Below are 25056 nucleotides of genomic sequence, written 5' to 3'. Positions count from 1 at the left end.
AACAGTCTGACTGTCACTGCTTTTAATGGAATAACCATGCAAAATCATTTCCCTGTCTGGAAGAACGTTCTAGTCTTAACCGTTCTGCTTATCGGTTTTATTTATTCGCTGCCAAATTTGTACGGTAATGATCCTTCTGTACAAGTGGCCTCCTCCACGTCTACTCCGCTGGAGCAAAGACAGGCAGATAGCGTGGCAGCCAATATTAAAGATGCTGGGTTTACGCCTAAATCATTTGAATTTAGCAATGGCAAAGTTCTGGCTCGGTTTAGCAATACCGACGAGCAATTAAAAGTAGCTGATTTGTTAAAAGCTAAAATGTCCAACAATGCCACAGTGGCCTTAAGTCTGGCACCGGCCACACCGGGTTGGCTAAGGGCACTGGGTGCAGAACCCATGCATTTGGGTTTGGACTTACGCGGGGGGGTTCACTTTCTATTAGAAGTGGATATGGATGCCGCCATCAAGCAGGATGAAGAACGCTATGTGAATGATATTCGTTCCGCCTTCAGAGACGCTAAAATCCGCTATCAATCGGTTTCCAAAGAAGCCAATGGCATTAAAATCAGTCTGCCGGATAATAACGAAACCAAAGCGGCTGCCATAGAAGTATTGAATAAAGATTTTAGACAGTTGGATATAGACGAAAAAACCGATAGCGAATTGCTGGCAACTATTCCTGAAAAGCAATTGAAAGAATTAAAAAAATCGGCCTTAGGTCAAAACATTACCACCTTACGTAACCGTATTAACGAAACAGGGGTCGCCGAACCTATCATCCAACAACAGGGTGAAGATCGCATTGTGGTGCAATTACCTGGCGTACAAGACACCACCAGCACTAAAGACCTGTTAGGCACCACCGCTACGTTAGAATATCGCCTGGTGGATACTGAACATGATGTGCAATCGGCGGTTGAAGGCCATGTACCTGTAGGTAGCCGTATTTACCCTGACAAAAATGGACGTCCGGTATTATTAAAACGGGCGGTGATTGTGACAGGTGATCAGATTACTGATGCCTCGTCTGGTCTGGATCAGGAAGGCACGCCGGCTGTATTTATTACGCTTGATAATGTCGGCGCCAAAAAAATGGGCAAAATGACCCAAGATAATATTGGCAAACCCATGGCGGTGGTGTTTATTGAGTATAAATCGCAAACCAAAGTGGTTGATGGTCAAAAAGTTCAACATAAAGAAAAAGTTGAAAAAGTGATCAGTGTCGCGACTATTCGTGACTCATTTAGCAAACGTTTCCAAACTACCGGTTTGGATAATGTTCAAGAAGCCCGCACATTGGCATTATTATTAAGAGCAGGCGCTCTGGCCGCACCAGTGGAAATTGTTGAAGAACGCACCATTGGTCCAAGTCTGGGTCAGGAAAATATTAATCAGGGTATTTTGTCCATTGAAGTGGGCTTTTTCCTGGTGGTTGCTTTCATGCTAATTTATTATCGCGGTTTTGGTTTAATTGCCAATTTCGCACTATTTTTTAACTTGCTGGCTTTAACCGCCATTTTATCCATGTTGCAAGCGACCTTAACCTTACCGGGTATGGCAGGTATCGTATTGACACTGGGTATGGCGGTGGATGCTAACGTGTTGATTAACGAACGTATCCGCGAAGAGTTACGCAATGGTCACAGCCCGCAAGCCAGTATTTATATTGGTTATGAAAAAGCCTTTGCGACCATTTTTGACTCTAACACTACCACCTTACTGGTTGCTTTAGTGTTATATGGTTTTGGTACCGGTCCGGTAAAAGGTTTTGCGGTGGTATTGGCACTGGGTATTATCACCTCTATGTTTACGGCCATTACCGGTACGCGGATGTTGGTCAACTGGATTTACGGCGGTGATCGCCAAGTGGAAAGACTGTCTTTGTAAACAGAGATAGCAGTGCTGAACACCAGGATGCGCATCTGTTGCGATTGATGCGCCTCCTGACGTCGGCACATCCTATAAATGCTTGACGTAGCTTGTGTTACGGCTATTGCCTAACCCAAGCTAAGCCTACTATTTTTTGGATTGCCACACGGAATACGTGCATCCTTCGCGCAAGCGTAAACTAATTTCTTACACTACTATTAAATTTGGAGTTTTAAAATGGCAATTGAACGTACGTTCTCAATCATCAAGCCTGATGCGGTCGCTAAAAATGTGATTGGTGAAATTGTAAGTCGTTTCGAAAAAAACGGTTTGCGCGTAGTCGCAGCAAAAATGTTGCAACTGAGTCAAGAACAAGCTGAAGGCTTCTATGCTGTGCATAAAGAACGTCCTTTCTTCAATGATTTAGTTAAATTCATGATCTCTGGCCCCATCTTTGCCCAAGTGCTGGAAGGTGAAAATGCTGTATTAAAAAACCGCGAACTAATGGGTGCTACCAACCCTAAAGATGCAGCACCAGGCACTATCCGTGCGGATTTTGCGACTAGCATCGACGAAAATGCGGTACATGGTTCTGATGCTGCCGAAACAGCTAAAGAAGAAATTGCTTTCTTTTTCTCAGCTAATGATCTCTGCGACCGCATCCGTTAAGCCGCCGCTGGTTAATCTGCTGGATTTTGACAGAAAAGGTTTACAAGCCTTTTTTGTCAATCTCGGCGAAAAACCATTTCGGGCCACACAGGTTTTAAAATGGATTTATCAGGAAGGTGTCACTGATTTTAATCAGATGACCAATCTGAGCAAAACCCTGCGCACCTATTTACAAGACTATTGCCAGATTAAAGCGCCAACTATTGTCGCTGAACAACTGGCCAGTGATGGTACTTGCAAATGGGCAGTTGAAATGCATTGTGGTAATCGCGTTGAAACAGTGTATATCCCGGAAGAACGCCGCGCCACTTTATGCGTTTCTTCTCAGGTAGGCTGTGCGCTGGCGTGTACCTTTTGTTCCACTGCCAAACAAGGTTTCAATCGTAATCTAGCGGTCAGCGAAATCATCGGTCAGCTGTATCTGGCGCAACAGCGCATAGGTAATGCACAAAGAATCACCAATGTGGTGATGATGGGCATGGGCGAACCACTGTTAAATTTTGACAATGTGGTTGCCGCCATGAATTTAATGATGGACGACTTCAGTTATGGGCTGTCTAAACGTCGAGTGACTATCAGCACGTCTGGGGTAGTACCAGCCATGCGACGCTTGAACGAGGTGTGTGATGTAAGTATGGCGGTATCGCTGCATGCTCCTAACGACGAATTACGCAACCAGATAGTACCCATTAATAACAAATACCCGTTAAGCGAATTAATGGACGCTTGCCGGGAATATGCTAAAACCGGGCCGCGTAAACATATTACTTTCGAGTATGTGATGCTGGAAGATATTAATGACAGTGTCGAAAATGCGCATGCTTTGGTAAAACTGTTAAAAAATGTACCCTCCAAGGTGAATTTGATTCCGTTTAACCCATTTCCACAATCGGATTATCAATGTTCCAGTTTTAGCGTTATTTTAAAATTTAGAGATATCTTAAATAATGCCGGCATAGTGACCACCATTAGAAAAACGCGTGGCGAGGATATTGATGCGGCCTGTGGACAATTAGTGGGACAAGTACAAGACAAAAGCCGCAGACATTTAAAATTGCAACAGGCTAAAACCATTCATGCAAATTAGATTGGCCACTCAAGTTGTGTATTTTTTAAGTCTTAGCCTACTCACGTGTGCTTGCGGCCTAATACCCAACATGAGCGGCGACTCTAAATCCAATGCTGAAAAAGCACAGATTTATCTGGAAATGGGTATCAATTACCTGGAATTCGACAAACTGGATATTGCCAAGGAAAAACTGGATTTAGCTCTCCGATACGATTCGAGCAACCCAAATATTTACAATGCATTAGGCAGCTTTTACGAACATATTAAAGACTATGCCAATGCCGAAATGAGTTATGACTCTGCCCTGAGTAAAGGCCCGGACAACTTTGTGGTGGAAGCCAATGTCGGACGCTATTATTGTGAGCGTGGTAATTTTGAAAAAGGCATAAGTTTAACTCAAGAGGCGATAGAGCAGCCCATGAATAATCGCCAATGGTATGCCTATACCAATAAGGGCGTTTGTTTTGAGAAGCAAAACAATTTTGCAAAAGCTGAAGAGTTTTTCCGTCTCGCGTTAAAATTACAACCGGAATTTGCACCTGCCCTGTTGGAAATGCAAAAAATCAGTTACGAAAACCGCCAGTACATGTCTGCTCGAGCATTTCTGGAACGTTATTTATCGGTATCCCAGCATACGCCACAGTCTTTATGGATTGCGTTTCAGACTGAACGGGCGCTAGGTAACAGCAAAGCGGCTGAAGACTATGCTAACCAGTATCTGGAAACCTTTCCGGCAGCCAAAGAATCCGATCAAATTAGAACCCTACTCGGAAAATAATCCGACAGTGATAGAATAAAAAACATGGCCAAACAACAACAGGCTCTACAAGCCATACGCGGGATGCACGACATCCTACCTGAACACTCACCACGCTGGCAATGGCTGGAAGCCAAAGCCAAACAGGTGTTGAGTGCATACGGTTATCAGGAAATCCGCTTACCGATTGTAGAAAAAACCGAATTATTTAAACGTTCAATTGGTGAAGTGACTGATATTGTCGAAAAGGAAATGTATACCTTTGACGACAGAAACGGTGATTCACTCACATTACGCCCTGAAGGCACCGCCGGCTGTCTGCGTGCCTGTCTGGAGCACGGGCTGCTGCATAATCAAAGCCAGCGCCTATGGTATTACGGGCCAATGTTTCGTCACGAACGCCCACAAAAAGGCCGTTATCGGCAGTTTTACCAGTTAGGCGTAGAAACCTACGGTATGCCTGGCCCGGATATTGATGCTGAAATCATATTGTTAACCGACCGGTTATGGAAAAATCTGGGTATTCGAAACAAAGTGGAACTGCAAATCAACTCGCTGGGCACCAGTGCGGAGCGCGCCAGTTATCGGGACATTTTAGTCACTTATTTTAAACAGCATATTGAATTGCTGGATGAAGATAGTCTGCGCCGCCTGGAAAGCAATCCGTTACGCATTTTGGATAGTAAAAATCCGGCCATGCAAGCCATGCTGGCACAGGCACCGGTATTATTAACCCATTTAGGCGAAGAAAGTCTGGCTCATTTTAATACGCTAAAAGCCACTTTAGATGCCATTGGTATTGGCTATCAAATCAATACCCGTTTGGTGCGTGGCCTGGATTATTATGGAAAAACCGTGTTTGAATGGGTAACCGATGAACTCGGTGCGCAAGGTACAATTTGTGCGGGTGGCCGCTACGATGGTCTGATAGAACAATTAGGCGGTAAAGCTAACCATGCTATTGGCTTTGCCATGGGTATGGAACGCATTCTGGCCTTACTGGAACAAACTGACAATCTGGCTCTCGAAGCCGTTGCCGATGTGTATATGATCCGGGTAGGTGCCGCAGCAGAAGCCGCTGGCATGCAATTAGCCGAACGTATTCGCGACCATATTCCCGGCTTAAAACTGGTGGTCAATTGCGATGGCGGCAGCTTTAAAAGTCAATTTAAAAAAGCGGATAAATCCGGTGCTAGCTATGCCATTATACTGGGCGACGACGAAGTGGCGCAGCAGGTGGCGGCTTTAAAATCTTTACGCATTGAGCAGGAACAAACTACCCTGCCCTTTGCAGATTTACTCAATACCTTGCATCACTGGCATACCAACTAATTCCTTACAACTGCATAAGAGACACGACGTGGCAATTTACGATACTGAAGAAGAACAAATTGAACAATTTAAAAGATGGTGGAGCGTTAATCAAACCTCGGTCATCATTGGTGTTATAACCGCCATTGTGATTGTCAGTGGCGCTAATTTTTGGCAACGTTACCAGCAGGAAATCCGCACTCAGGCTTCGCAGGCTTTTCAAGAAATGCTGGATAATGCCGCCAAAAATAATTTGGATGGGGTTGAAAAAATCGCAGAAAAATTAAATAAAGAATATGCCAGTTCTGCCTATGCGCAATTTGCTGCGTTGGAATTAGCTAAAGTTAAAGTGCAAAAAGGCGATCTGGAAGCGGCCAAAGCCATTTTGGACAAGCAAATTAAAACCACGGATAGCGACGAAATTAAACATTTGGCACGCTTGCGCCTGATTGAACTGGACATTGCTACTAAGCAGTATGAACAAGGTTTACAGTTGATTGCAAGCGTTGATCCTGCCACTAGCGAAGGATTTGCCGCCAATTACGACGAATTGCAAGGCGATATCTATGTAGCGATGGACAGATTGGATGAAGCACGTACTGCTTATCAAAGCGCCATCAGAACTGGCCAGGCTACGCCGTTAATTCAATTTAAACTGGACGATATTTCGGCCCCGGCTTTCACTGCAACACCCGCAAAATAGGCATTGGCCACCATGTTATTTTTCCGTAATCGCCCGCCACTCTCTGTTTCAGTTTTTTTCTGCTGCCTGTTATTGTTAACTGGTTGTGCGGGTTTGGATACCATGGGCGATATGATGTCCGGGATTACCGATTTGTTTGCGGATGACGATACGGCTGACCCACCCGCAAAACTGGCGGAAGATTATCAGGGTGAAATACAGGTAGATTTATTATGGTCCGATTCCGTTGGAGTGGGTGCCGATAATAAATCGCTAAAATTGCTACCTAAAGTACGTGACGGTATTATTTACGTTGCCGATTTTCGTGGTTTGCTGCAAGCGCGTTCGGTTATTGATGGCGAAATTCGCTGGGAAACTAAAACCGAATATAACTTTGCCGCTGGCCCCGGCCTAGGTAGACAAGTGCTGATTATGGGTACTAACCATGGCGAAGTATTAGCGTTTGATATTAACACCGGCGCACTTAAATGGAGTACCACCGTATCCAGTGAAGTACTGGCGGTGCCGGTGATCGCTGAAGGCAAAGTCATCGTACGTACCACCGATGGCAAAATCATCTCATTACGCGAAGAAGATGGCGGCGTACAATGGTCTGCTGAACATAGCGTGCCTGCTTTAAGTATCCGTGGTGCTGGTACACCGCTGGTGCTGGATGACAGTATGATTGTAGGTGCAGCCAACGGCAAATTACTGGACATTCAGATTAAAGACGGCAAAGTGTTATGGGAATCGACCATTTCCATACCCAGCGGCCGTTCTGAAGTGGATCGTTTGGTTGATTTGGATGTTGATCCGGTGGAAAGCCGAGCCTCATTATATGTTTGCAGTTATCAAGGAGGAACAGCCGCCGTTTCTAAATCCGATGGTGAAGTCATCTGGCGTAACGAAAACGTATCCTCTTATACCGGCATTAGTTACGACTCCCGTTATTTATACATCAGTGATACCCATGGCGAAGTCTGGCAAGTGGACCAGCGCAACGGCGGTTCGTTATGGAAACAAAAAGATTTACACAATCGCCAGCTTAGTGCGGCGATTAATTATGAAAAATATGTGGTAGTGGGTGATTTTGAAGGTTATGTACATTGGCTTTCAACCATGGATGGCCGTCTGTTGGGCCGTATAAAAGTATCGAAAGCTGCCATTGAAACCAAGCCCGTCATTGTTGACGGTATCGTTTACGTATATTCAAAAGACGGCATCCTCGCTGCCTTGAAAGTGAGATAAAATGCTCCCAGTTATTGCTTTAGTGGGTCGACCGAATGTCGGCAAATCTACCCTGTTTAATTATTTAACGCGCAGTCGTGAGGCGCTGGTGGCCGATTATCCGGGTCTAACCCGCGACCGCCAATATGGCCGGGTAAAACGTGGTGAACGTGATTGTCTGGTGGTTGACACTGGCGGTATTTCTGACGACGGCGATGGCATTGATGCTTTTTCCAGAAAACAGGTGGATATTGCCCTGCAAGAAGCTGACGTCATCTTCTTTTTGGTGGATGCGCGCGACGGTTTAAATGCCAGCGACGAAATGATTGCAGAATCCTTGCGTAAACTGGCAAAACCCGTGGTTTTGGTCATCAATAAAATGGATGGCATCAACAGCGATACCGTCACTCACGATTTCTACAGTTTAGCCTTAGGCGAACCCATTCCCATTGCCGCCACACACGGTCGTAATATCCACGAACTGCTCGAGCGTATTGACGAGCTGTTGCCTGTCACTGACGACGATATTGAAGAACAGGAAAAAGGCATTGCTATTGCCATAGTGGGCCGCCCGAATGTGGGTAAATCCACCCTGGTTAACCGCCTATTGGGTGAAGAACGTGTGGTGGTGTTTGATGAAGCGGGCACCACGCGTGACAGTATTTATATTCCTTTTGAACGTAACGGCCAAAAGTTTACCCTGATCGACACCGCAGGCATGCGCAGACGCGCCAAAGTATCCCTGCTGGTAGAAAAGTTCAGCATTATTAAATCGTTGCAAGCCATTGAAAAATCGCATGTGGTCATTTATTTAATCGATGCGGTTGAAGGCGTCACTGATCAGGATGCGCATATTTTAGGTTTAATTCTGGAAGCTGGCCGGGCCTTGATTATTGGTCTGAATAAATGGGATGGCCTGAATGCTGAGCATCGCGAATTTGTCAAAAAGCAGATCGACATTAAATTAGCGTTTTTAGAATACGCAGAAAAGCACCCGATTTCGGCTTTGCATGGCAGTGGCGTAGGCAAATTGTTTGACACTGTGCATAGCTTGTATGATTCGGCCATGATCGATATGTCTACCCCGTTATTGACCCGCATTTTGAACGACGCGCTGGCAGCACATCAACCACCGCTGGTGAGTGGACGCCGCATTAAATTGAAATACGCGCACCAAGGTGGTCGTAATCCACCCATCGTGGTTATCCACGGCGTACAGACCGATGCCCTGCCCGGCGCTTACATCCGCTATCTGATGAATTATTATCGGGAGCAGTTACAATTAAAAGGTACACAGGTGCGACTGGTATTTAAATCGCCAGCCAATCCGTTTGAAGGCCAAAAGAATAAACTAACCGAACATCAGCAGAAAAAACGTAGACGTTTGGTGACCTACCGGAAAAGTCAGAAGAAAACGTAAGAGTGCTTAGTAAGCCCTCAATTTTTTAACGACTATCGCCAGTTTTAATCGGTATTAATCAGACATTTATTAACTGACAGGAGCTAAGCATGGCCACTATTACCTTTCAAGGCAAACCCATCAATACGGTGGGTGAATTACCCGCAGTGGGCGTCAAGGCACCTGCCTTTAAACTGACTAATCGCAAAATGCAGGATGTAGGTTTAGAGGCTTATGCAGGCAAACGCAAAGTATTAAATATTGTCCCCAGCCTGGACACACCGACTTGCGCCACCTCTACCCGCAAATTTAATGAAAAAGCCGCGCATATTCACGATACAGTGGTACTGGTCATCTCTGCCGACCTGCCCTTTGCCCAAGCCCGCTTTTGCGAAATTGAAGGTATTAAACACGTAGAAGCTTTATCCAGCTTCCGCTCCAGTTTTGCGCATGACTATGGTGTACATTTGCTGGATAGCATACTGGCAGGACTAACAGCACGAGCCGTATTGGTAATTGATGAAAATGATCAGGTTATTTATTCACATTTAGTACAAGAAATTACCGAAGAGCCCGATTACGCAGCGGCTTTGGCTGTTTTAAACGCGTAGACTGTATGTAACGGGTGTCGGCTGTATACAGTGCTGACACCCTAGATGATATATTGGGTAAAGCAATGCAAAGCCCAATATATTGAAGCGGATTTGCTGTAACTATCCTATGTCTAAAAAAATCAACTTATACAATCTGGTTTATTGCTTCTAACATTGGTTTTCCTGTCGCCAACTCAACACAGAAGCTATCTATCTAATAGAAGTAAACCAGCGTAGCTACGATTAGCGTCAGCGTAATCGTGGGAATGAAAAGCTTCCCATTCATAGAGGCACTTTTTAACAATCGGTTACGCTTAACTAATCCTACGTAATTATTGGGGTAACAGCTTAAATATTGCTATTGGTGGCGATGAGTTAAATAAATGCTACCGTTGGGCAAGGCTAATGGATATTCGGGCAGTTTACATTCCCACGATTACGCTGACGCTAATCGTGGCTACGCGAGTTCGTCCAACTTTTACCCTGCAAATCCACAATTCACCAAAAATTCCGCTTGTACGGATAATACCTGGAAAGCTTTTGCCGAGTAATCCCAAACAATGTTATTACTCTCGTTAAGCCCTATCACAGTATGCTGGCTAACGAACAGACGGCAAAGCTAAATAATGGCAAGATACACATTGCGGCTTTCTAAAGGAAGGGAGGCTAATTAGTATTGGAGCATACATGATAGCAAACGTGTCAACAAAGCAAGGGGTATATGCCGCGTTAATGGAGGATATTCTGCTTGCCGTTACAAATAACTGGGCTGTCAATCGTGTTTCACTGAGCCAAGCAATTCATGGATTAGTTGAGACTGGCAACCAAGTCTTACAAATTTACGTGAGACTTTGCGCCACACAACCAGTAAATCTTACACATACTCAAGGCCAAGTCTGGCGATTGATGGTTTCTATTCTAATTTTTGCGCTTGGCGTAATAGCATTCATCGATGCCGCAGCGTTGTATAAACGCCGATTAGTTAAACCCGACCGACTATGAAACAGCTACTTTTCATTATAGTCTGGCTTTATGCGACTACAATTTCAGTTACGCAAGCCGTCGCCAACAACGGCACCGAACAGGTTTTGCAGTCCGATAAAGCGGCAACAAGCGTTCCGAAATTGCCTGATCCGGCAAAGTTAGCCACGAATTGGTGGCTATTTTTTGTAACAGACCCTGCATTGCTCAAAGATCGTATCGAACAATTTGCACAAGAATTAAAGCGCCTTCAACCAAAATTATTGGCAACTGGCAAAGCAGACACGCAAGCAAACCTTGATCGGCTTAAAACGAATTTACTTACTTACTTAGATGTACGTAGCAAAACTGCGCTGAAAACGCCAGCGGAAATTACCTTACAAAACACCTATACCATTGAAGAATGGTTAGATATCGTTCATCAGCAGCGTACCCTGGATATGGAAATACAATCCGCTCAGGAAGATTTACTGATAGATGAAAACCAAATTAAGGCCACTGAGCAGCGTTTTGATTCACAAACTGCCGCCTATCAGCAAGCCGATACCAAATTAACACCCGGTATTGTATTAATGGCGACTTGGGCGAAGTTTGCCACACAAGGCGAACAGTTGCGCCTGCAAAAACAGGCACTGGCAGCAAATAACATGCAATTGGCGCAACTCACTCAAGCTGCGACCACAGCCGAGGAGCGGTTGTTTATATCCGCAACCTATTTACAACAACTCAAAAAAGAACTATTCAGCAAAGAACAAGAATTTAATAACGCGCATGCCATTCTTATTCACTTAGAAACCGCTAGTGACACGGGCAAAGGCAATGGTGATGAAATACAGGCCTATAAACTACTTTTTGAACAAAGGATTAGAAATGCCACCATTAGCGCGGCTATTGCCAATACAGTGTTTAGCCGTGAAAAAATTCAACAGGTGCTGGCACAATTATTAGTGTCCAAAAACAATGTCGAACCTCAAGCGCTCAGTGCAGAGCTTCATGACAATAGGGATAATATTAGCCAAATTAATGCTCGGCTGGGCGTATGGCGCCCTGAAACAGAACGCGAACAAAGTCGAGCCAGCAAATCATTGGCTGCTCTGCTAATTGCTAACGTAAAACAAAACAATGTGATCGTTAAGCTCACTCAGCAACGTCTGAACGAAGTGCAAGTCAGCTTGCTTGCCCTACAACGTCTGGATAGCGAAATTCGTGACGCCAATCTTATTGCAGACAAAGCCAAAGCCCTACTGACTGGTCAGCAAAGTGTAATGAAAAATGGACTAGAGGACATTAAAATTTTTTCTGCGCAGACGTGGAAAATGCTAGGCAATAACTTAAGCACCAGTCTATTTAAAATTGGTGAGTCACCCGTGACATCGCTGGGCATCGTAAGACTGCTGTTTATCATCAGCATGTCCTGGACTCTTTCGCATTTTGTGCGGCGTGGTTTAAGACATTTTAGCGAGTGGCGACACGGCAGTATTGGGTTTATCTATACGCTAAGCAGACTAACGCATTACCTGATCTTAATTGCGGGCATCAGTATCGGACTCTCCAGTATCGGCGTAGATCTCAGCAATTTTGCCTTGATAGCCGGCGGTTTAAGTTTGGGCATCGGCTTTGGTTTGCAGGCTATCTTCAGCAACTTTGTTTCTGGACTGATTGTGCTTTTCGAGCGCAGTTTGCGAATCGGCGATTTCGTCGAACTGTCTACCGGGATTACCGGAGAAGTACGTGCCATCAATGTGCGCAGTACCCTACTGACTACTCAGGATATGGTGGAAATTTTGGTGCCGAATTCTGAATTTGTTAATGGTAAAGTGATCAATTGGACCTTAAATGACGCATCGCGACGTTTCCATATCCCGTTTAGCGTCGCTTACGGTAATGACAAACAGTACGTGCGGGAAGCTGCTTTAAAGGCTGCAGCTAAAAGCCCACATACACTGAAAGATTACAAAGGCCGGGAAGCGGAAGCCTGGCTGATCGGTTTTGGCGATACTAGCCTAAACTTTGAACTGGTGGTGTGGCTACAGCCACAAGCCGTTAAAATACCTCAGCAAGTTAGAGCGGATTACTACTGGGAGCTGGAAACTGCGCTGACAAAACAGGGCATTAAATTGCCTGCTACGCTTGCGGCTAGTATCTTATTGCCTGAAGTAGTGCCTGGTTTAGACGTTGCAGGGGTGAAGTGATTAATCGGCAAAACGGCAAACTGCCTTAAGCCAGCGTAGCCACGATTAGCGTCAGCGTAATCGTGGGAATGAAAAGCATCTAAGCATAGAGACGCATTTAAACAATCGGTTACGCTTAACTAATCCTGCGTATTTGTTGGAGTAACTGCTTAAATATTCATATTGGCGGCGATAATAAAAATTGGTGCTACTGTTGAAAGTAAGGCTAATGAATATTCGGTGAGCATACATTCCCACGATTACGCTGACGCTAATCGTGGCTACGTGAGCCACATGCATGCAGCTAAACTTAAAAGCTAATCATTATTTATAAAGAGTAATCAAGAGAATAATTTGGTATAGTTAGGCGAAAATGGTACGATACAAATAACCTTACTAATACTTTTTATGGTTATGCAGCGACTTATCTATTGTATTTTCGTCTTTGCACTTTTCCTTAAGTTTGATTTAGCAAAAGGCGATGAATACTTTGCGTTTGTTGGTGAAAAGATAAGCGTAGAACGTATTGACCCAAGCCCCGACACAATTCAGTTTTCTCAAAAATACAATGCAAAATATCGCGTACTAGATATAGTCTACGGTAATTATAATAGTGAAATAATAGAGTTCACTTTATACAGTCATAAAGGATCCCCAGCGTTTGCTGGATTTGAACACGTGCTACTTTATATGACTGTTCATGAAGGTAAATATTATCATCATAATGTTTATTCACCATTATTTGAAACAGTGGATGGAGAATGGGCTGGACCTTACTACACCAATGGCTACAGTTATAAGACAAATATCGAGCCAGAAATTATTTTTTTTCAAAAGCCAGTATCATTCGATATTTCGCAACTCCCGTTTGAGTATATTAATGAATTCTACCCTAAGCCTTACTACAAATATCAGAATAAACGTGCAATAGCAGTTTATGGTAATTATGTGCCAGAATTATTTCTGCTTGCGTTGAATGGAGTGCTACGCGCTGACGATTTTAACCCAGGACGAGATCAATGATCTTTACGAAATACCCACGCTGGATGACGACGAGCGATCATTTTTATTTGCCATCGATATCGATGACATAGCCGTGCTCGATAGCTTTGAAAACAACACCGCCTGTAAAGTGGATTACATCCTACAGCTTGGTTATTACCGGGCTGTCAATTACTTCTTCCTATTCGGCATCCAAAAGGTTAAAGCTGATGCAGTGTTCATCATGCGGCTTTATTTTCCAGATGAGCCATTTCCCAAAAAGCAGGTGTCTAAAAATTATCACTATCCCCAGTACAGCTGGTTTTGTGATCACTATCGAGACTGGTTGGGGCGACGGGATTAACCAAGGCCGAGATTGCTAATCAAGTTGGCGTGGGTGAAGCTACGGTTTATAGGGTATTGGCTAAAGTAAGAAAAAGTTAATCTATTGATTATATTGTACTATAATTAACTTTCTGACGAAGATGGCACTTTTGACTGCTATGTGGTAACTACCCCATTTGATAAGAAATCGTTATTATTGAACATTCCAAACTTTCGGAGTTTGGGCTTAGCCACCCTAACAACACTTTACTTTTTAAAGTTGACGGTAGTTTCTACACAGGGAACAATTGGTAGATGAAATTTAATAAAAGCGGCTTTACCTTGATTGAATTAATTGCTGTCATCGCTGTTCTAGCTGTACTTGCAGCTGTTGCCTTACCTCGTTTTATCAATTTTGGCAAAAGCGCCAGAATTGCGGCTTTAAACGGTTTAGCTGGCACGCTTAACAGCACTGCAAATATGGGATACGCGATGTGTCTGGCGCAACCCAGTGTTTGCAATCCTACCGTCTCTGCTTGCTCAGGCTCATATCCATATTTCATGAATGGTTCAAACAAAATCTACACTCATTACGGCTGGCCTAGTGGTTGGGGTGCTTGCTGGGTAAATACCACTAGCGGCTCTATTGTGGATTTAATTCAATTATCGAGCGATTTTAGCTGGTCTACACAACCAGGAAATTTCAACGGTATATTCCAACTCCAAAACAGCCCGGATCCCACCAATTGCAAAGTTGTTTATCTGCTAAACTCATCCAGCCAAACTATGGTTGTAAGTATCGAATCCAGCGGCTGTTAGGGGGGGTTGCCAAGTCGCCTCAGTAGATCCCCTACAACTACAAATTAGAGTCTATTTTGGTTATACGAATCATTAGCCAATTCCTTAAGCACATTAGGCTGACGTTCAGCGATCTTGAATAAAGTTTTTGCGGCCCCGGTTGGCTGTCTGCGCCCCTGTTCCCAGCCTTGTAATGTACGCACCGAAACCCCCAATAGCTTTGCGAATTGCAGTTGAGTCAGCCCAGTGTTTATTCTTGTGCTAGCTGCCGACGTCAGCAGTTCATCACTTTCTATCGTACCATCGGTCTTAGTCACTAAACGGCGCACAGTACCGTCAGCTTGTGGGATAAATTCGGTTTTACGTGTCCACTCCCCCGATTTCATCTGGCTTACAGACAATAATAGGTCATCACAAAATTGTTTCATTTCGTTATCCACTTTCTGCATCCTCTTTCAATTGTTTTAAAAATGCCGTTGGTAAATTGTCAAACTTGGCTTTGGTGTAAACAATGATCAGAACAATGACACCGGATTCTAAGCGATTAAACTAAATTACTCTAGCCCCGCCACGTTTGCCTTTTCCATACGCCGACCAGCGAACCTTACGCAATCCGCCCGTTCCTGGAATCACGTCCCCAGCAAGTGGGTTATCAGCAATCCAAAATTTAAACGCTACTCGCTCACTATCAGTCCATGTGTTGGCTGCGTACTTTTCAAATATAGCGGTTTCAATAATGGTATACATGTATATATGGTACGCCATTGGCGTATATTGGCAATCTATTTTTTAATAAACGTTTAATTAATGACTTTATGGCCTCGCTGTAAAAGACAGTTGTTATAAGCGTTTTTATAGTGGCATCCGATTGCAATCCCTATTTTGGGGGTGTAAGCCCAAACCGCCGAAAATTCCGACGGCGTAGTCTCAAGGTATGTACCCAACCGCCATTTCGCACACCAGCGCAAGTTTGGCGTTCATATAGAGAGCAAATTTCCTGTGTCTACTTTTTTTTTGAGAACTTGCTGGCCAAGTCATCCAGTTCTTTGCTATGGAATAGATCAATACATTTCATCGTATTGAAATCGGATTTGATTGAGCCTGCATATTTTCGATTTACATACTTCTCTACCAGACTCCTTAGTGTGTCATAATCTTCTATACGCTGTCGTCCGAATTCAAGATAGGCACTTGCAGTTGCATTGGCGTCCTCTCTTGCACCAACGTCTTTGGAAATTTGAGCTAGACAGACACTTAAGGCCCAATTTTTCAATAGTGTTTTCTGTGAATAGCTTTCGATGGGGTATTTCATGATGGGGGCTGTTTTTTCGGCCAGAACTGGCTGAGCACCCACGCACAGCCCCAATCCCATCAAGACAAGTTTTTTCATGGTAGCACCCAAATGGAGGCAGTCTCTGGAACGAAAGGACCATTCTCCGGATCATGCATAAGATGGCAATTATCAGAACATCTGGTACCATCCCACAGGGTCACATGCCCTTTTGCATTACCCCATCCATGTCCCTTAACGACGATGATTCCTTTTATACCAATGAAGTCGGATGGCTTTGGTGACTTTACAGTTTTATCCGGTTTGCCAAACGTATTTTCAAGGTAGCTCATCATGTCGCCAATACGGTAAATATACTGGCGATGATCCGCACCACTAACCATCGCATATCGAGAGCTTTTATGAATGGGGAAACCTGTCATGTTCAACACATAACTCATTCGGATAGGACAAGCATTTTCAAAGCCGCCAGTGGGCAACTTAGTATTCTTCTCTACGTTTCCACCAATCTTTTTCCCAACTTCCACAACTGTGAGCCGCACTGCCATAAAGGCGTTCCATGCGGTGGTGAATAAAGGTCTGTCCATATTTTCCTCGTGTTGAAAAATTTAAAATAGTACCAGTCGATTTGGTTCATTACTGGCTATAACGCCTAACACTTGATTGAATGATTTAGGCCGCGTTTGTTAATAGGGGTAGTTACCACATAGCTGTAAAAAGTGCCATCTTCTTCTGATTGGTGTATTAATTATATATAATCAATAGCTTAAGAATTTTACAGATTTTAACCAGTATTCTATCATTAAGCCACAAAATACCTAAAATCACTCTCAATGGGATATTTTTCGACTTATGATAGACTGCATTTTGGATGCTTTTGGTTAAGTTTAACCAAGATGGCGGTTTTTACAGCTATGTGGTAACTACCCCAAGTAGTGATGGTTTTTGGATAAATAGCTGTGGCAATTCAACCGAATTCACAGATAATTTAGACATGATTTGCATCATCAAGAACGCCTATCGAAGATGATTATGCATAAATCATTCATCAGAATTGCCAAAAATATAGCGATAGCCAGTTATGCATTGTTGATCCCAGCACTGATAACTGGCTGTGTTCCCTTCCCTCACGGTTCGAATTTAACACCGGGAGTCGCTGGACTAATAACTTCGCATGGTATTCCAATTGTATCTACGCATATGAGGTTAGTTTCCGTTTCGTCTGAAGGCTCAGATCCATGTTCTGGCGAATTTTATGAATTTCAGACGTCACCAAATGGCTTGTTCTACGCCCCACCAATTCGTGAGTTTAATTGGTTCATGTACATAATGGCTCATAGGGACTTTCCCTGGACTTTATGCTTGGATCAGCATAATCAGTGGGCTAGCATTTATCATGAAACCACATATACCCTTATGGATACAGGCCCGATGTTGCTAGTTGAGATCTCTTGTAATGAGGAAACAGAATGGAAGTGTAAATTGAAGCCAAACGGATCACCTTCCAATGAGCCTATTCAGTAACTGGAGAAACGCAATGATTAATTTGCATATCTGGGCTATGCTGGCCAGCGTAGCCCAGATTAGCGTCAGCGTAATCGTGGGAATGAAACGCTTCCCAATCATAGAGGCGCTTTTTATCAATCAGTTACTCTTAACTGATCCTGGGTACTTGTTGGGGTAACAGCTTAAATATTCATATTGGTGGCGATGATTAAAATAAATGCTACCGTTGGGAAACTAACAGCTATGCACACAGCGATTTCCAACGCCGTAAAACGCAATTATCAAATTGGTTAACATGCCAGGGTAGCCACGATTAGCTGTAATTTTGACTTTCTGAGGTTAACACATCATGCTATTTCAACCACTTGGAATCGGATTGAATCGCTTTAATGCCAAGTACAACAACCACTAACACCTTGAACGCACTCCAAGCTAGATAACTGAATGGATGGGTGTTTGACCCAGATTGAAAAAAGCCAGCAGCCATTACAATCAAATCCACACTACAGACGATTGTTACAATCACGCCAAAGAGAATCAATAAAATTCTTAACATACCCCCCCTGAAAAGTAAAATTAATTGATCTCTAGCTTAGCCAGCGTAGCAACGATTAAGTTGTGCGAAATATGTTCACTCATTTTTCACACAACTAACCCGCCCTACCTGCTAACTTTTTATCAGATTGCTAACATCGAAAATTAGGTATGCTTATTTTGGTGTAATTTTTTGCGTTACGCTTTCTGGCAAGCGCCACATTAATAACAGGGTGGCTAAAATTAATAGCACACCCAAGCCCCATAAGGCGGTAACGGGGTCTATGTGTTGCGCGGCTGCTAAGGTATATAGGCCAACGGACAGCAACATGGCGACATTTTGAAAAAAGTTCTGCATGGCGACTGCGCCGCCACTACCGATACTTTCTTGCCCCAATTCCTGTAAGGCGGCATTGATGGGAACGATAAACATACCACCTGCGGCACCCATGCAAAATAATACGGCGCGTGCCGACCACTCTGTGTTGGTAAAACCCAAGGCGATAATGAGCAAGCCCATCATATAGGCGGGATAACGGGCGCGGCGTAAATGTTCCAGTGGAATCAGCACGGGCACCACGGCTGCACCTACCACAATACCTAAAGCTAAAAACAGGGTTAAATTGGCAATATCGCTAGTATCTTTAGTCAGTAGTACTAAAGGCGCCCAAGCAATAATGATCACCCTGACACTGGCAGCAGCGGCCCAAAACAAAGATCCGCCCAATACGGCAAAGCGTGGTCTGGGTTCGGCAAAAAAACTGCATATTTCGTGATAAAACAACACAATTTTCCAACCTGCTGGTAGGATTTTAGGCGCTTTAATCGGTAAAAATAAGGTGATGAGTGCGGACAGCAGGAACAAGCCTATGGTAGTCAATAACGCCACGCTAATGGAATAGTCGGCCAGACTGGCTCCGACACTCATACCGGTTAATATTGCCAGTATGGTTGATGACTCTATCCAGCTATTCACTTTTACCAACTGCTGATGCCCTGCCAACTCTGGCAGAATGCCATATTTGGCAGGACTGTAGATAGCCGCGCCCACCCCAACCAGACAATAGGCAATCAGCGGTTCTACTTGTAAAAATAATAAGCCACCACCGATTGCCTTAATGAGATTACCCGCTAATAACACGCGTGGTTTGGGATATTTATCGGCAAAACCACCCACCCAAGGTGCCAGCAACACAAAGGCCACTAAAAACAGACTTTGTAAGGCGGGTACATACCAGCTTGGCGCATGTTCCAGTTTTAACACCATGGCGATCACGGTAAATAAAATCATATTGTCAGCAAACACCGACAAAAACTGGGCTATCAAGAGTGGATAAAAGGCTTTATTCATCGGTTTCAGTGTCGGTATGGGCGTTTAACAGTTGGCTAGCCAGGGTTGTGGAACCGACATAATCAGTTTTGCCCGTGGCCAATATCGGCAGTTTATCCAGTGCAAACACTTTTCTGGGTAAACTGATAGCGGCCACCCCCGGCGAAGCCTGAGCCAGTCCACGCGCACTCGCCAAACGTTGCGTGGTTAACAGTACCAGTTGTTCACCTTTTTTGGGATCGGGCAAGCTGACCACAACATGTTGTGCCTCTGGCCAGGCATTAATGGCCAGTTGCTCAACTGCTGATAGCGATATCATCTCACCACTGATTTTGGCAAAGCGTTTGCTGCGTCCCTGAATAAGAATAAAACCATCTTCATCGACATGCACAATGTCGCCGGTATCGTGCCAGCCTTCGCCGTAAGCTTCAGAACAGGGTGGCACCAAAATACCGGGATGTGCGGGTAGAAAATAGCCTTTCATAATATTGGGGCCGGCCACATGTAATTTACCGGCATTTTCTATGCCCGGCACGGGTTCCAGCTTATGCAACATGCTGGGCATAAAGCGGCCAACCGTACCGGCTTTGTAATCCATCGGTGTGTTAACCGAGGTTACTGGGGATGTTTCGGTAACACCATAACCTTCCAGTATGCGGATACCAAATTTATTTAGCCAGGTCATGCGCGTGGTTTCTTGCAGTTTTTCGGCACCGGCCACTACATAGCGCATTTTATGAAAATCGTAAGCATGCGCTTTCTTGGCATAGGCGGCAAAGAATGTATTGGTACCAAACATGATGGTAGCCCCGGTATCGTAAGCAATTTCCGGAATAATGGAAAAATGCAGGGGCGAGGGATAAAAGAAACTGGTCATGCCATTCATAATCGGTAACAGCGTACCGACAGAAAAGCCAAAGGAATGGAACATGGGTAGATAATTCAGCACAATATCCTGTGGGGTAAAATCGATACGGGCTTTAACCTGTTTGTGATTGGCCAGAATATTGGCATGGGATAATACCACCCCTTTTGGTTCGCCTTCTGAGCCGGAGGTAAACAATACCACGGCCGCTTCATCGGCCAGCAACGGCGAACTTTTATACCAATAATCAGCGGTTTTTGCCTGACACAAACCACTGAGTTTATCCCACACAGTTAAGGATGCAGCAATATCTTCCAGATAGACCAACTTAACTTTTTGTGCCAATTGTGTGGCTTCGTCGCCTAGATTTGCCATTTGGATAAATTTACGCGCGGTTAACACGGTTTTGATTTGCGCTGTATTACAGGCAGAAATCATGCCGGCTGAACCTGTTGTGTAATTTAACATGGCGGGTACCCGTTGATAGAGTTGCAAACCCAACACCACGTTGACTGCTTTACAGGTATTTGGCAACAACACCCCGACATTTTCGTCAGGTTGGGTAATCTGTTTAACGAGTTTTCCGACTATAAGACTGCGGGTAATTAATTGATTGTAGCTGACAGGCACCCGTTCCAAATCTTCTGCAACCGTGTGTTTACCACCATGAATGCGGCGGGCTTCCAGCAATGCGGCAAACAGGGTTTGTTGATAGTGCGTGGTTTCGAACATCATTTCGGTCATGATGTCGGACAGTATTTGTCCGCTGTGCTTGCGTCGGGCTTTACCGGTAATGTCGCCGTGGGTTTCTAGATGGATGGCTGGCAAGATATGTATACGGATAGGCGGAAACCAGCGTAACCGTACCTTATTTTGCAGTCTGGAAAAATGACTGTATTCTGCCCCTTCAATGCGAACTGGCAATACCATAGCCCCGGATTTATCGGCCACCATACCAGGCCCGTCATAAATTTTCATCAGCGAACCGCTATCGGTAATGCGGCCTTCCGGAAAAATAACGGTATGAGTATCGTTTTGTAGATGCGCTATCAGGGCTTTTAGAGAGAGCGGATGGGTGGGGTCCATGGGGAACACTTTGGACAAGCGCAAAAACGGTTTTAACCACCAGCGCTGCGATATATGTGTGTTTATTGCAAAGGTAATGTCTTCGGGTAAAAACACACCCAGCAATAATGGATCCAGAAACGAACTGTGATTGGCAACAATTAAAACGCGTTTGCCCGCTTTTGCATAATTGTCAAGACCGATGACTTTAACTCTAAATAAGACAGTCAGCAGTACCTGTAAAAATTTCTTTAACATAGTATCCTCCTGCTATATATCTTAGCATTAGCTGCCAGGATTTATTTAAACAGGATGACGATATATTTAGTCACTATTCAGGAATCTATCGGACGCCCTTAACTCTTGGGCATCTGAGCTGTTTGCTGATACCCATGCTGGGTTAGGCTGAGCACAGCCTATTTTGAATTTTTTTATTGAACGATATTATCTGGGGCTTACCGTGACTAAGCCTGGAGCGCGGCAGTCACGGCAAGTCCAAAAAATTAAGTGCTTACTTTGCGTAAATTTTGTCAAATACGCCATCATCCAAAAAATGCTTGTTTTGCACTTCTGTCCAGCCGCCAAGCTGATTGATGTTAACCAGTTCCAGCTTGGGAAATTGGTTAGCGTATTTTGCAGCGATTTCTTTATCACTGGGACGATAAAAGTTTTTGGCAATAATTTCCTGCCCCTCTTTGCTATACAAATATTGCAAATATGCTTTAGCTACTTCCGTGGTGCCATGCTTGGCAGCGACTTTCTCTACCACGGCCACAGGTGGCTCGGTAAGAATACTGAATGAGGGGGTAATCACTTCAAAGTTTTCATTGGCAAATTCTTTCAAGACCAGATAAGCTTCGTTTTCCCAGGTAATGAGAACATCACCTATGCCGCGCTCCGCAAAACTGGTGGTTGAACCACGTGCGCCGGTATCTAAAACCGAGGTGTTTTTGTACAATTTATTTAAAAACTGTTTAGCGGCTTCTTCATTGTTGGCGTTATTTTTTAGCGCATAAGCCCACGCGGCCAAATAATTCCAACGTGCACCACCGGAGGTTTTTGGATTGGGGGTGACGACCCCAACACCTTCTTTCAATAAATCATCCCATTGTTTGATGCCTTTAGGGTTACCTTTGCGCACCACAAACACAATAGTGGATGTGTATGGGGAACTGTTCCCTGGCAATAAGGATTGCCAGTTTTCCGGTATCAATTTGCCTTTTACGTTTAATTGATCAATATCATAAGCAATTGCCAGAGTAACCACATCGGCTTCCAGGCCATCCAACACTGCACGCGCCTGTTTGCCACCGCCACCGTGCGATTGATTTATGGTGACGGTATCCCCGGTTTTGGTTTTCCAGTACTTGGAAAATGCTTCATTATATTCTTTGTAAAGCTCTCGGGTTGGGTCGTAAGAAACATTTAACAAGGTAATGTCTGCCGCAAAAGACGAACCTGTTGTCGTGATTGCCAACAGTAAGGCAGCTGTGCTTAATAAACGATTTTTTTTCATATTTACCTTTAAGTTAAATAAAAAATGGGTGTTTTAAGTAATTTGTCGCTGGCCTGATTTGCCATTGATCAGCCCCCTGCAAAGCAAGCATTGAATAGTGCTTAACCGTTATTTCTACTTTTGGGAACTTCGATAAACCTGGCTTTTGTGCTTCGACACGGCTCTCCTGAGTTGTATCGAAGGGTGGTTTTTCGAAACGCCCTTTTATCTAACGTATATAATTATCCGCAATAGCCAGCACTGGTTATTTGAATCTCTACTAGAATAGCTATCACTACTGATGGACTTTATTTTAATAATCAGAGTTACTCGCTAACCCGAAAACGTTCGCGTTTATCGATTTGCACAACCTTGCCATCGTGTACAACAATCTCTACCGAACCAAACCGTATATCTTTTAATATTGCCGCCACTTGCTGAGCAATATCCAACTTATTTTCATGCTTTAAGCTATGATTCACTTGTTGTTGCTGGGTATGTGTTTTAAATGCAAGTGCCATTCTATGAGCTCCTAAAAAATGAGAATGTCTGGTCTGCAATGCTTTGCCTACCTGCCATGATGTTGATTATCTTAATCAAGCCTAAGTCTGATTGAAAACGATATAATTTGAAATGAGTATCTTTATTTTAGATATACGAATGCAAGATTTTGTATGATTTGAGTAAGGTTTCAGAGCTGATTTCGGTGGGGAGTACTACGTTTAGCAGTTAAAATTAAGATCATCTGGTATGCATCATCATGATGCAGATTGCTAATACGGCATCCGAGCGGGTTTTGTGCTGCATGCCGTTTCCAAGGGGGGTATAGGTAAGGAAAACCAGCATGCATCTGAGCAAGGCAGTACCATTCTGGTCTTCACGCTATATAGGAGGGCTAGCTTACTCAATCACCTTTGAAATAAAACTCGCCCTCAATAGATCCATTTTCCCAAGGCACTTGCTGACCACTGGTTTCTTCTTTAACTGCGGTACGCACTTTGCGTAACAACATGCCGACTTCCAGCCCAGGTTGATTTATTTCCTCTAATAGATGCTTGGTATAAGTGCCGTTGCGACCATTGCCATCCAGCGCCACATTATCGGGATTGGTGGCAAAAACCAATAAAGTACCATTGGGAGCAGACATGCCAATCAAACCTCTACCCATAGACCGGGTGGTACTGGGAAATGGATTGTTTCGACAAGCATCCAGGAAAACCAAGTTAAGATGGCTTTTACCTTCCCCCATTTTTTCTACCACATCATTCGCACTGATAGCTTTACGTTTGACATCATCTTCGCGGGTTAAATTGGCATCCACAGGTAATAAATAGTTTTCGCCTTTAACCTGTAAACCGTGTCCTGAATAATAAAACAAACCGATGCCGCCGCCTTTCAGGTTTTCCCCAAACTGGTAAACGGCATCGGCCATGGTCTCGAGACTTGCATTGGTTTTTAAGGTCACTTGAAAATTAACCATTTTAAGCGCTTGTGCCACATCCTCTGCATCATTAGTCGGATTAGGTAATTGTGGCGCATATTGATAGGCACCATTACCTATCACTAAAGCGACTCTGCGCTCTGATTTATTATTGCTGTCCAAATTAATAGTACTGACATTGGGCGCTTTAACGGAACTTGGTGAAGTTGCATGGCTAACAGTGGGTGCCGGAGCGCTTGCCTGGACACTGGGAGTGGTAACCGGCGTAGTGATTGGCATATTAGTCAATACCACTGTATTTTCACTACTACCCGTACTCATTGCATTTCCATTTTTATCATTATTGATAAAATTGAATGAAATCGGTGAACGCTCATCGTAAGGTGGTTGCGTATGATGCGGTTTTTGCTGATAACCGGCAGCTGCCGCAACGATGTCGTGACTCTGCCGATTGACCAGTATTTTAAGTTCCCCCCCGGCACTAATGGGGGAGCCTATGCTTTTGCCATCGACAGTAAATTGGGTATTGTCTTTATTGGAAATTAAGGTAACAACCTGATCGGCATCGGCAGAGGCTTTTGGATAGCTCAGTTTGTCTTGTTCAGAAAATTTGGCTGAGGTGCAAGCACTCAAAATTAATGTGCACGCTATCACCAGCACGATAGGTTTGGTCATCATTCTGGTCATAGTCATGCCCT

At 44.1% G+C, this 25056-nt stretch carries 22 protein-coding genes and 1 pseudogene; 14 read left to right on the top strand and 9 right to left on the bottom strand.

What is annotated here, in order from left to right; translation table 11 throughout:
- Positions 1–36 precede the first annotated feature (36 nt).
- From secD to ABH008_RS09780, 14 genes and pseudogenes are all read left to right on the top strand, one after another.
- A complete protein-coding gene (secD, locus tag ABH008_RS09845; RefSeq protein WP_347989681.1) occupies positions 37–1887 on the top strand; it encodes a protein translocase subunit SecD in 1851 nt (616 codons plus the stop codon).
- 219 nt (positions 1888–2106) lie between these two features.
- Positions 2107–2538 (top strand): nucleoside-diphosphate kinase, encoded by a 432-nt coding sequence (ndk, locus tag ABH008_RS09840; protein WP_347989680.1) that lies wholly within the window; start codon positions 2107–2109, stop codon positions 2536–2538.
- On the top strand, positions 2513–3625 hold the full coding sequence (gene rlmN, locus ABH008_RS09835; protein WP_347989679.1) for a 23S rRNA (adenine(2503)-C(2))-methyltransferase RlmN: 1113 nt from the start codon (positions 2513–2515) through the stop codon (positions 3623–3625). Before ndk ends, rlmN begins: the two co-directional genes overlap by 26 nt.
- Positions 3615–4385, top strand: coding sequence for a type IV pilus biogenesis/stability protein PilW (pilW, locus tag ABH008_RS09830; protein WP_347989678.1), 771 nt, complete (start codon positions 3615–3617; stop codon positions 4383–4385). Before rlmN ends, pilW begins: the two co-directional genes overlap by 11 nt.
- Positions 4386–4409: 24 nt before the next feature.
- Positions 4410–5696 (top strand): histidine--tRNA ligase, encoded by a 1287-nt coding sequence (hisS, locus tag ABH008_RS09825; RefSeq protein WP_347989677.1) that lies wholly within the window; start codon positions 4410–4412, stop codon positions 5694–5696.
- 28 nt (positions 5697–5724) lie between these two features.
- Positions 5725–6378 carry a tetratricopeptide repeat protein gene (locus ABH008_RS09820; protein ID WP_347989676.1) on the top strand — a complete coding sequence of 218 codons (654 nt, stop codon included), beginning with the start codon at positions 5725–5727 and terminating at the stop codon, positions 6376–6378.
- A 12-nt stretch (positions 6379–6390) separates the two neighbouring features.
- Positions 6391–7605 carry an outer membrane protein assembly factor BamB gene (bamB, locus tag ABH008_RS09815; protein WP_347989675.1) on the top strand — a complete coding sequence of 405 codons (1215 nt, stop codon included), beginning with the start codon at positions 6391–6393 and terminating at the stop codon, positions 7603–7605.
- Between the two features lies 1 nt (position 7606).
- Complete coding sequence (gene der / locus ABH008_RS09810) at positions 7607–9004, top strand: ribosome biogenesis GTPase Der (protein WP_347989674.1); 1398 nt, start codon at positions 7607–7609, stop codon at positions 9002–9004.
- 89 nt (positions 9005–9093) lie between these two features.
- Positions 9094–9594 (top strand): thiol peroxidase, encoded by a 501-nt coding sequence (gene tpx / locus ABH008_RS09805; RefSeq protein WP_347989673.1) that lies wholly within the window; start codon positions 9094–9096, stop codon positions 9592–9594.
- A 669-nt stretch (positions 9595–10263) separates the two neighbouring features.
- Positions 10264–10578, top strand: coding sequence for a hypothetical protein (locus ABH008_RS09800; protein ID WP_347989672.1), 315 nt, complete (start codon positions 10264–10266; stop codon positions 10576–10578).
- Positions 10575–12749 (top strand): mechanosensitive ion channel domain-containing protein, encoded by a 2175-nt coding sequence (locus tag ABH008_RS09795; protein WP_347989671.1) that lies wholly within the window; start codon positions 10575–10577, stop codon positions 12747–12749. Before ABH008_RS09800 ends, ABH008_RS09795 begins: the two co-directional genes overlap by 4 nt.
- Before the next feature lie 393 nt (positions 12750–13142).
- Complete coding sequence (locus ABH008_RS09790) at positions 13143–13751, top strand: hypothetical protein (RefSeq protein WP_347989670.1); 609 nt, start codon at positions 13143–13145, stop codon at positions 13749–13751.
- Positions 13705–14016 (top strand): annotated as a pseudogene (locus tag ABH008_RS09785) (DUF4158 domain-containing protein); the annotation flags it as partial. The gene ABH008_RS09790 and the pseudogene ABH008_RS09785, both read left to right, overlap by 47 nt.
- A gap of 332 nt (positions 14017–14348) precedes the next feature.
- Positions 14349–14852: a prepilin-type N-terminal cleavage/methylation domain-containing protein gene (locus ABH008_RS09780; RefSeq protein ID WP_347989669.1), complete on the top strand. Its 504-nt coding sequence runs from the start codon at positions 14349–14351 to the stop codon at positions 14850–14852.
- 44 nt (positions 14853–14896) lie between these two features.
- Here the strand turns inward: ABH008_RS09780 and ABH008_RS09775 are convergent, their stop codons facing one another.
- From ABH008_RS09775 to ABH008_RS09735, 9 genes are all read right to left on the bottom strand, one after another.
- Positions 14897–15259, bottom strand: coding sequence for a helix-turn-helix domain-containing protein (locus ABH008_RS09775; protein ID WP_347989668.1), 363 nt, complete (start codon positions 15257–15259; stop codon positions 14897–14899).
- Between the two features lie 121 nt (positions 15260–15380).
- Positions 15381–15578: a hypothetical protein gene (locus tag ABH008_RS09770; RefSeq protein ID WP_347989667.1), complete on the bottom strand. Its 198-nt coding sequence runs from the start codon at positions 15576–15578 to the stop codon at positions 15381–15383.
- A 256-nt stretch (positions 15579–15834) separates the two neighbouring features.
- On the bottom strand, positions 15835–16221 hold the full coding sequence (locus ABH008_RS09765; RefSeq protein ID WP_347989666.1) for a T6SS amidase immunity protein Tai4 family protein: 387 nt from the start codon (positions 16219–16221) through the stop codon (positions 15835–15837).
- On the bottom strand, positions 16218–16709 hold the full coding sequence (locus ABH008_RS09760; RefSeq protein WP_347989665.1) for a type VI secretion system amidase effector protein Tae4: 492 nt from the start codon (positions 16707–16709) through the stop codon (positions 16218–16220). The genes ABH008_RS09765 and ABH008_RS09760 overlap by 4 nt, the downstream gene beginning before the upstream one ends.
- Positions 16710–18337: 1628 nt before the next feature.
- Entirely contained in the window at positions 18338–19513 is a 1176-nt protein-coding gene (gene lplT, locus ABH008_RS09755) for a lysophospholipid transporter LplT (protein ID WP_347989664.1), read from the bottom strand.
- Positions 19506–21680 carry an AMP-binding protein gene (locus ABH008_RS09750; protein WP_347989663.1) on the bottom strand — a complete coding sequence of 725 codons (2175 nt, stop codon included), beginning with the start codon at positions 21678–21680 and terminating at the stop codon, positions 19506–19508. Before ABH008_RS09750 ends, lplT begins: the two co-directional genes overlap by 8 nt.
- Positions 21681–21933: 253 nt before the next feature.
- A complete protein-coding gene (locus tag ABH008_RS09745) occupies positions 21934–22938 on the bottom strand; it encodes a sulfate ABC transporter substrate-binding protein (RefSeq protein ID WP_347989662.1) in 1005 nt (334 codons plus the stop codon).
- 305 nt (positions 22939–23243) lie between these two features.
- Entirely contained in the window at positions 23244–23438 is a 195-nt protein-coding gene (locus ABH008_RS09740) for a YezD family protein (RefSeq protein ID WP_347989661.1), read from the bottom strand.
- A gap of 383 nt (positions 23439–23821) precedes the next feature.
- Positions 23822–25051: a caspase domain-containing protein gene (locus ABH008_RS09735; protein ID WP_347989660.1), complete on the bottom strand. Its 1230-nt coding sequence runs from the start codon at positions 25049–25051 to the stop codon at positions 23822–23824.
- Between the last annotated feature and the right edge of the window lie 5 nt (positions 25052–25056).

The organism is Methylomonas sp. AM2-LC, assembly GCF_039904985.1.
Classification (GTDB): domain Bacteria; phylum Pseudomonadota; class Gammaproteobacteria; order Methylococcales; family Methylomonadaceae; genus Methylomonas.
The sequence above is the reverse complement of the archived record's forward strand: the minus strand, read 5'-3'. Positions and strand labels throughout refer to the sequence as shown.

Excerpts from the sequence above, each read along its gene's own strand:
- ABH008_RS09740 (WP_347989661.1), bottom strand. The coding sequence starts at position 23,438 with ATGGCACTTGCATTTAAAACACATACCCAGCAACAACAAGTGAATCAT.
- ndk (WP_347989680.1), top strand. The coding sequence starts at position 2,107 with ATGGCAATTGAACGTACGTTCTCAATCATCAAGCCTGATGCGGTCGCT.
- der (WP_347989674.1), top strand. The coding sequence starts at position 7,607 with ATGCTCCCAGTTATTGCTTTAGTGGGTCGACCGAATGTCGGCAAATCT.
- bamB (WP_347989675.1), top strand. The coding sequence starts at position 6,391 with ATGTTATTTTTCCGTAATCGCCCGCCACTCTCTGTTTCAGTTTTTTTC.
- pilW (WP_347989678.1), top strand. The coding sequence starts at position 3,615 with ATGCAAATTAGATTGGCCACTCAAGTTGTGTATTTTTTAAGTCTTAGC.
- ABH008_RS09735 (WP_347989660.1), bottom strand. The coding sequence starts at position 25,051 with ATGACTATGACCAGAATGATGACCAAACCTATCGTGCTGGTGATAGCG.
- ABH008_RS09760 (WP_347989665.1), bottom strand. The coding sequence starts at position 16,709 with ATGGACAGACCTTTATTCACCACCGCATGGAACGCCTTTATGGCAGTG.
- ABH008_RS09790 (WP_347989670.1), top strand. The coding sequence starts at position 13,143 with ATGCAGCGACTTATCTATTGTATTTTCGTCTTTGCACTTTTCCTTAAG.
- ABH008_RS09780 (WP_347989669.1), top strand. The coding sequence starts at position 14,349 with ATGAAATTTAATAAAAGCGGCTTTACCTTGATTGAATTAATTGCTGTC.
- lplT (WP_347989664.1), bottom strand. The coding sequence starts at position 19,513 with ATGAATAAAGCCTTTTATCCACTCTTGATAGCCCAGTTTTTGTCGGTG.
- ABH008_RS09795 (WP_347989671.1), top strand. The coding sequence starts at position 10,575 with ATGAAACAGCTACTTTTCATTATAGTCTGGCTTTATGCGACTACAATT.
- ABH008_RS09775 (WP_347989668.1), bottom strand. The coding sequence starts at position 15,259 with ATGAAACAATTTTGTGATGACCTATTATTGTCTGTAAGCCAGATGAAA.
- ABH008_RS09800 (WP_347989672.1), top strand. The coding sequence starts at position 10,264 with ATGATAGCAAACGTGTCAACAAAGCAAGGGGTATATGCCGCGTTAATG.
- hisS (WP_347989677.1), top strand. The coding sequence starts at position 4,410 with ATGGCCAAACAACAACAGGCTCTACAAGCCATACGCGGGATGCACGAC.
- rlmN (WP_347989679.1), top strand. The coding sequence starts at position 2,513 with ATGATCTCTGCGACCGCATCCGTTAAGCCGCCGCTGGTTAATCTGCTG.
- ABH008_RS09745 (WP_347989662.1), bottom strand. The coding sequence starts at position 22,938 with ATGAAAAAAAATCGTTTATTAAGCACAGCTGCCTTACTGTTGGCAATC.
- ABH008_RS09765 (WP_347989666.1), bottom strand. The coding sequence starts at position 16,221 with ATGAAAAAACTTGTCTTGATGGGATTGGGGCTGTGCGTGGGTGCTCAG.
- ABH008_RS09770 (WP_347989667.1), bottom strand. The coding sequence starts at position 15,578 with ATGTATACCATTATTGAAACCGCTATATTTGAAAAGTACGCAGCCAAC.
- ABH008_RS09750 (WP_347989663.1), bottom strand. The coding sequence starts at position 21,680 with ATGTTAAAGAAATTTTTACAGGTACTGCTGACTGTCTTATTTAGAGTT.
- secD (WP_347989681.1), top strand. The coding sequence starts at position 37 with ATGCAAAATCATTTCCCTGTCTGGAAGAACGTTCTAGTCTTAACCGTT.
- tpx (WP_347989673.1), top strand. The coding sequence starts at position 9,094 with ATGGCCACTATTACCTTTCAAGGCAAACCCATCAATACGGTGGGTGAA.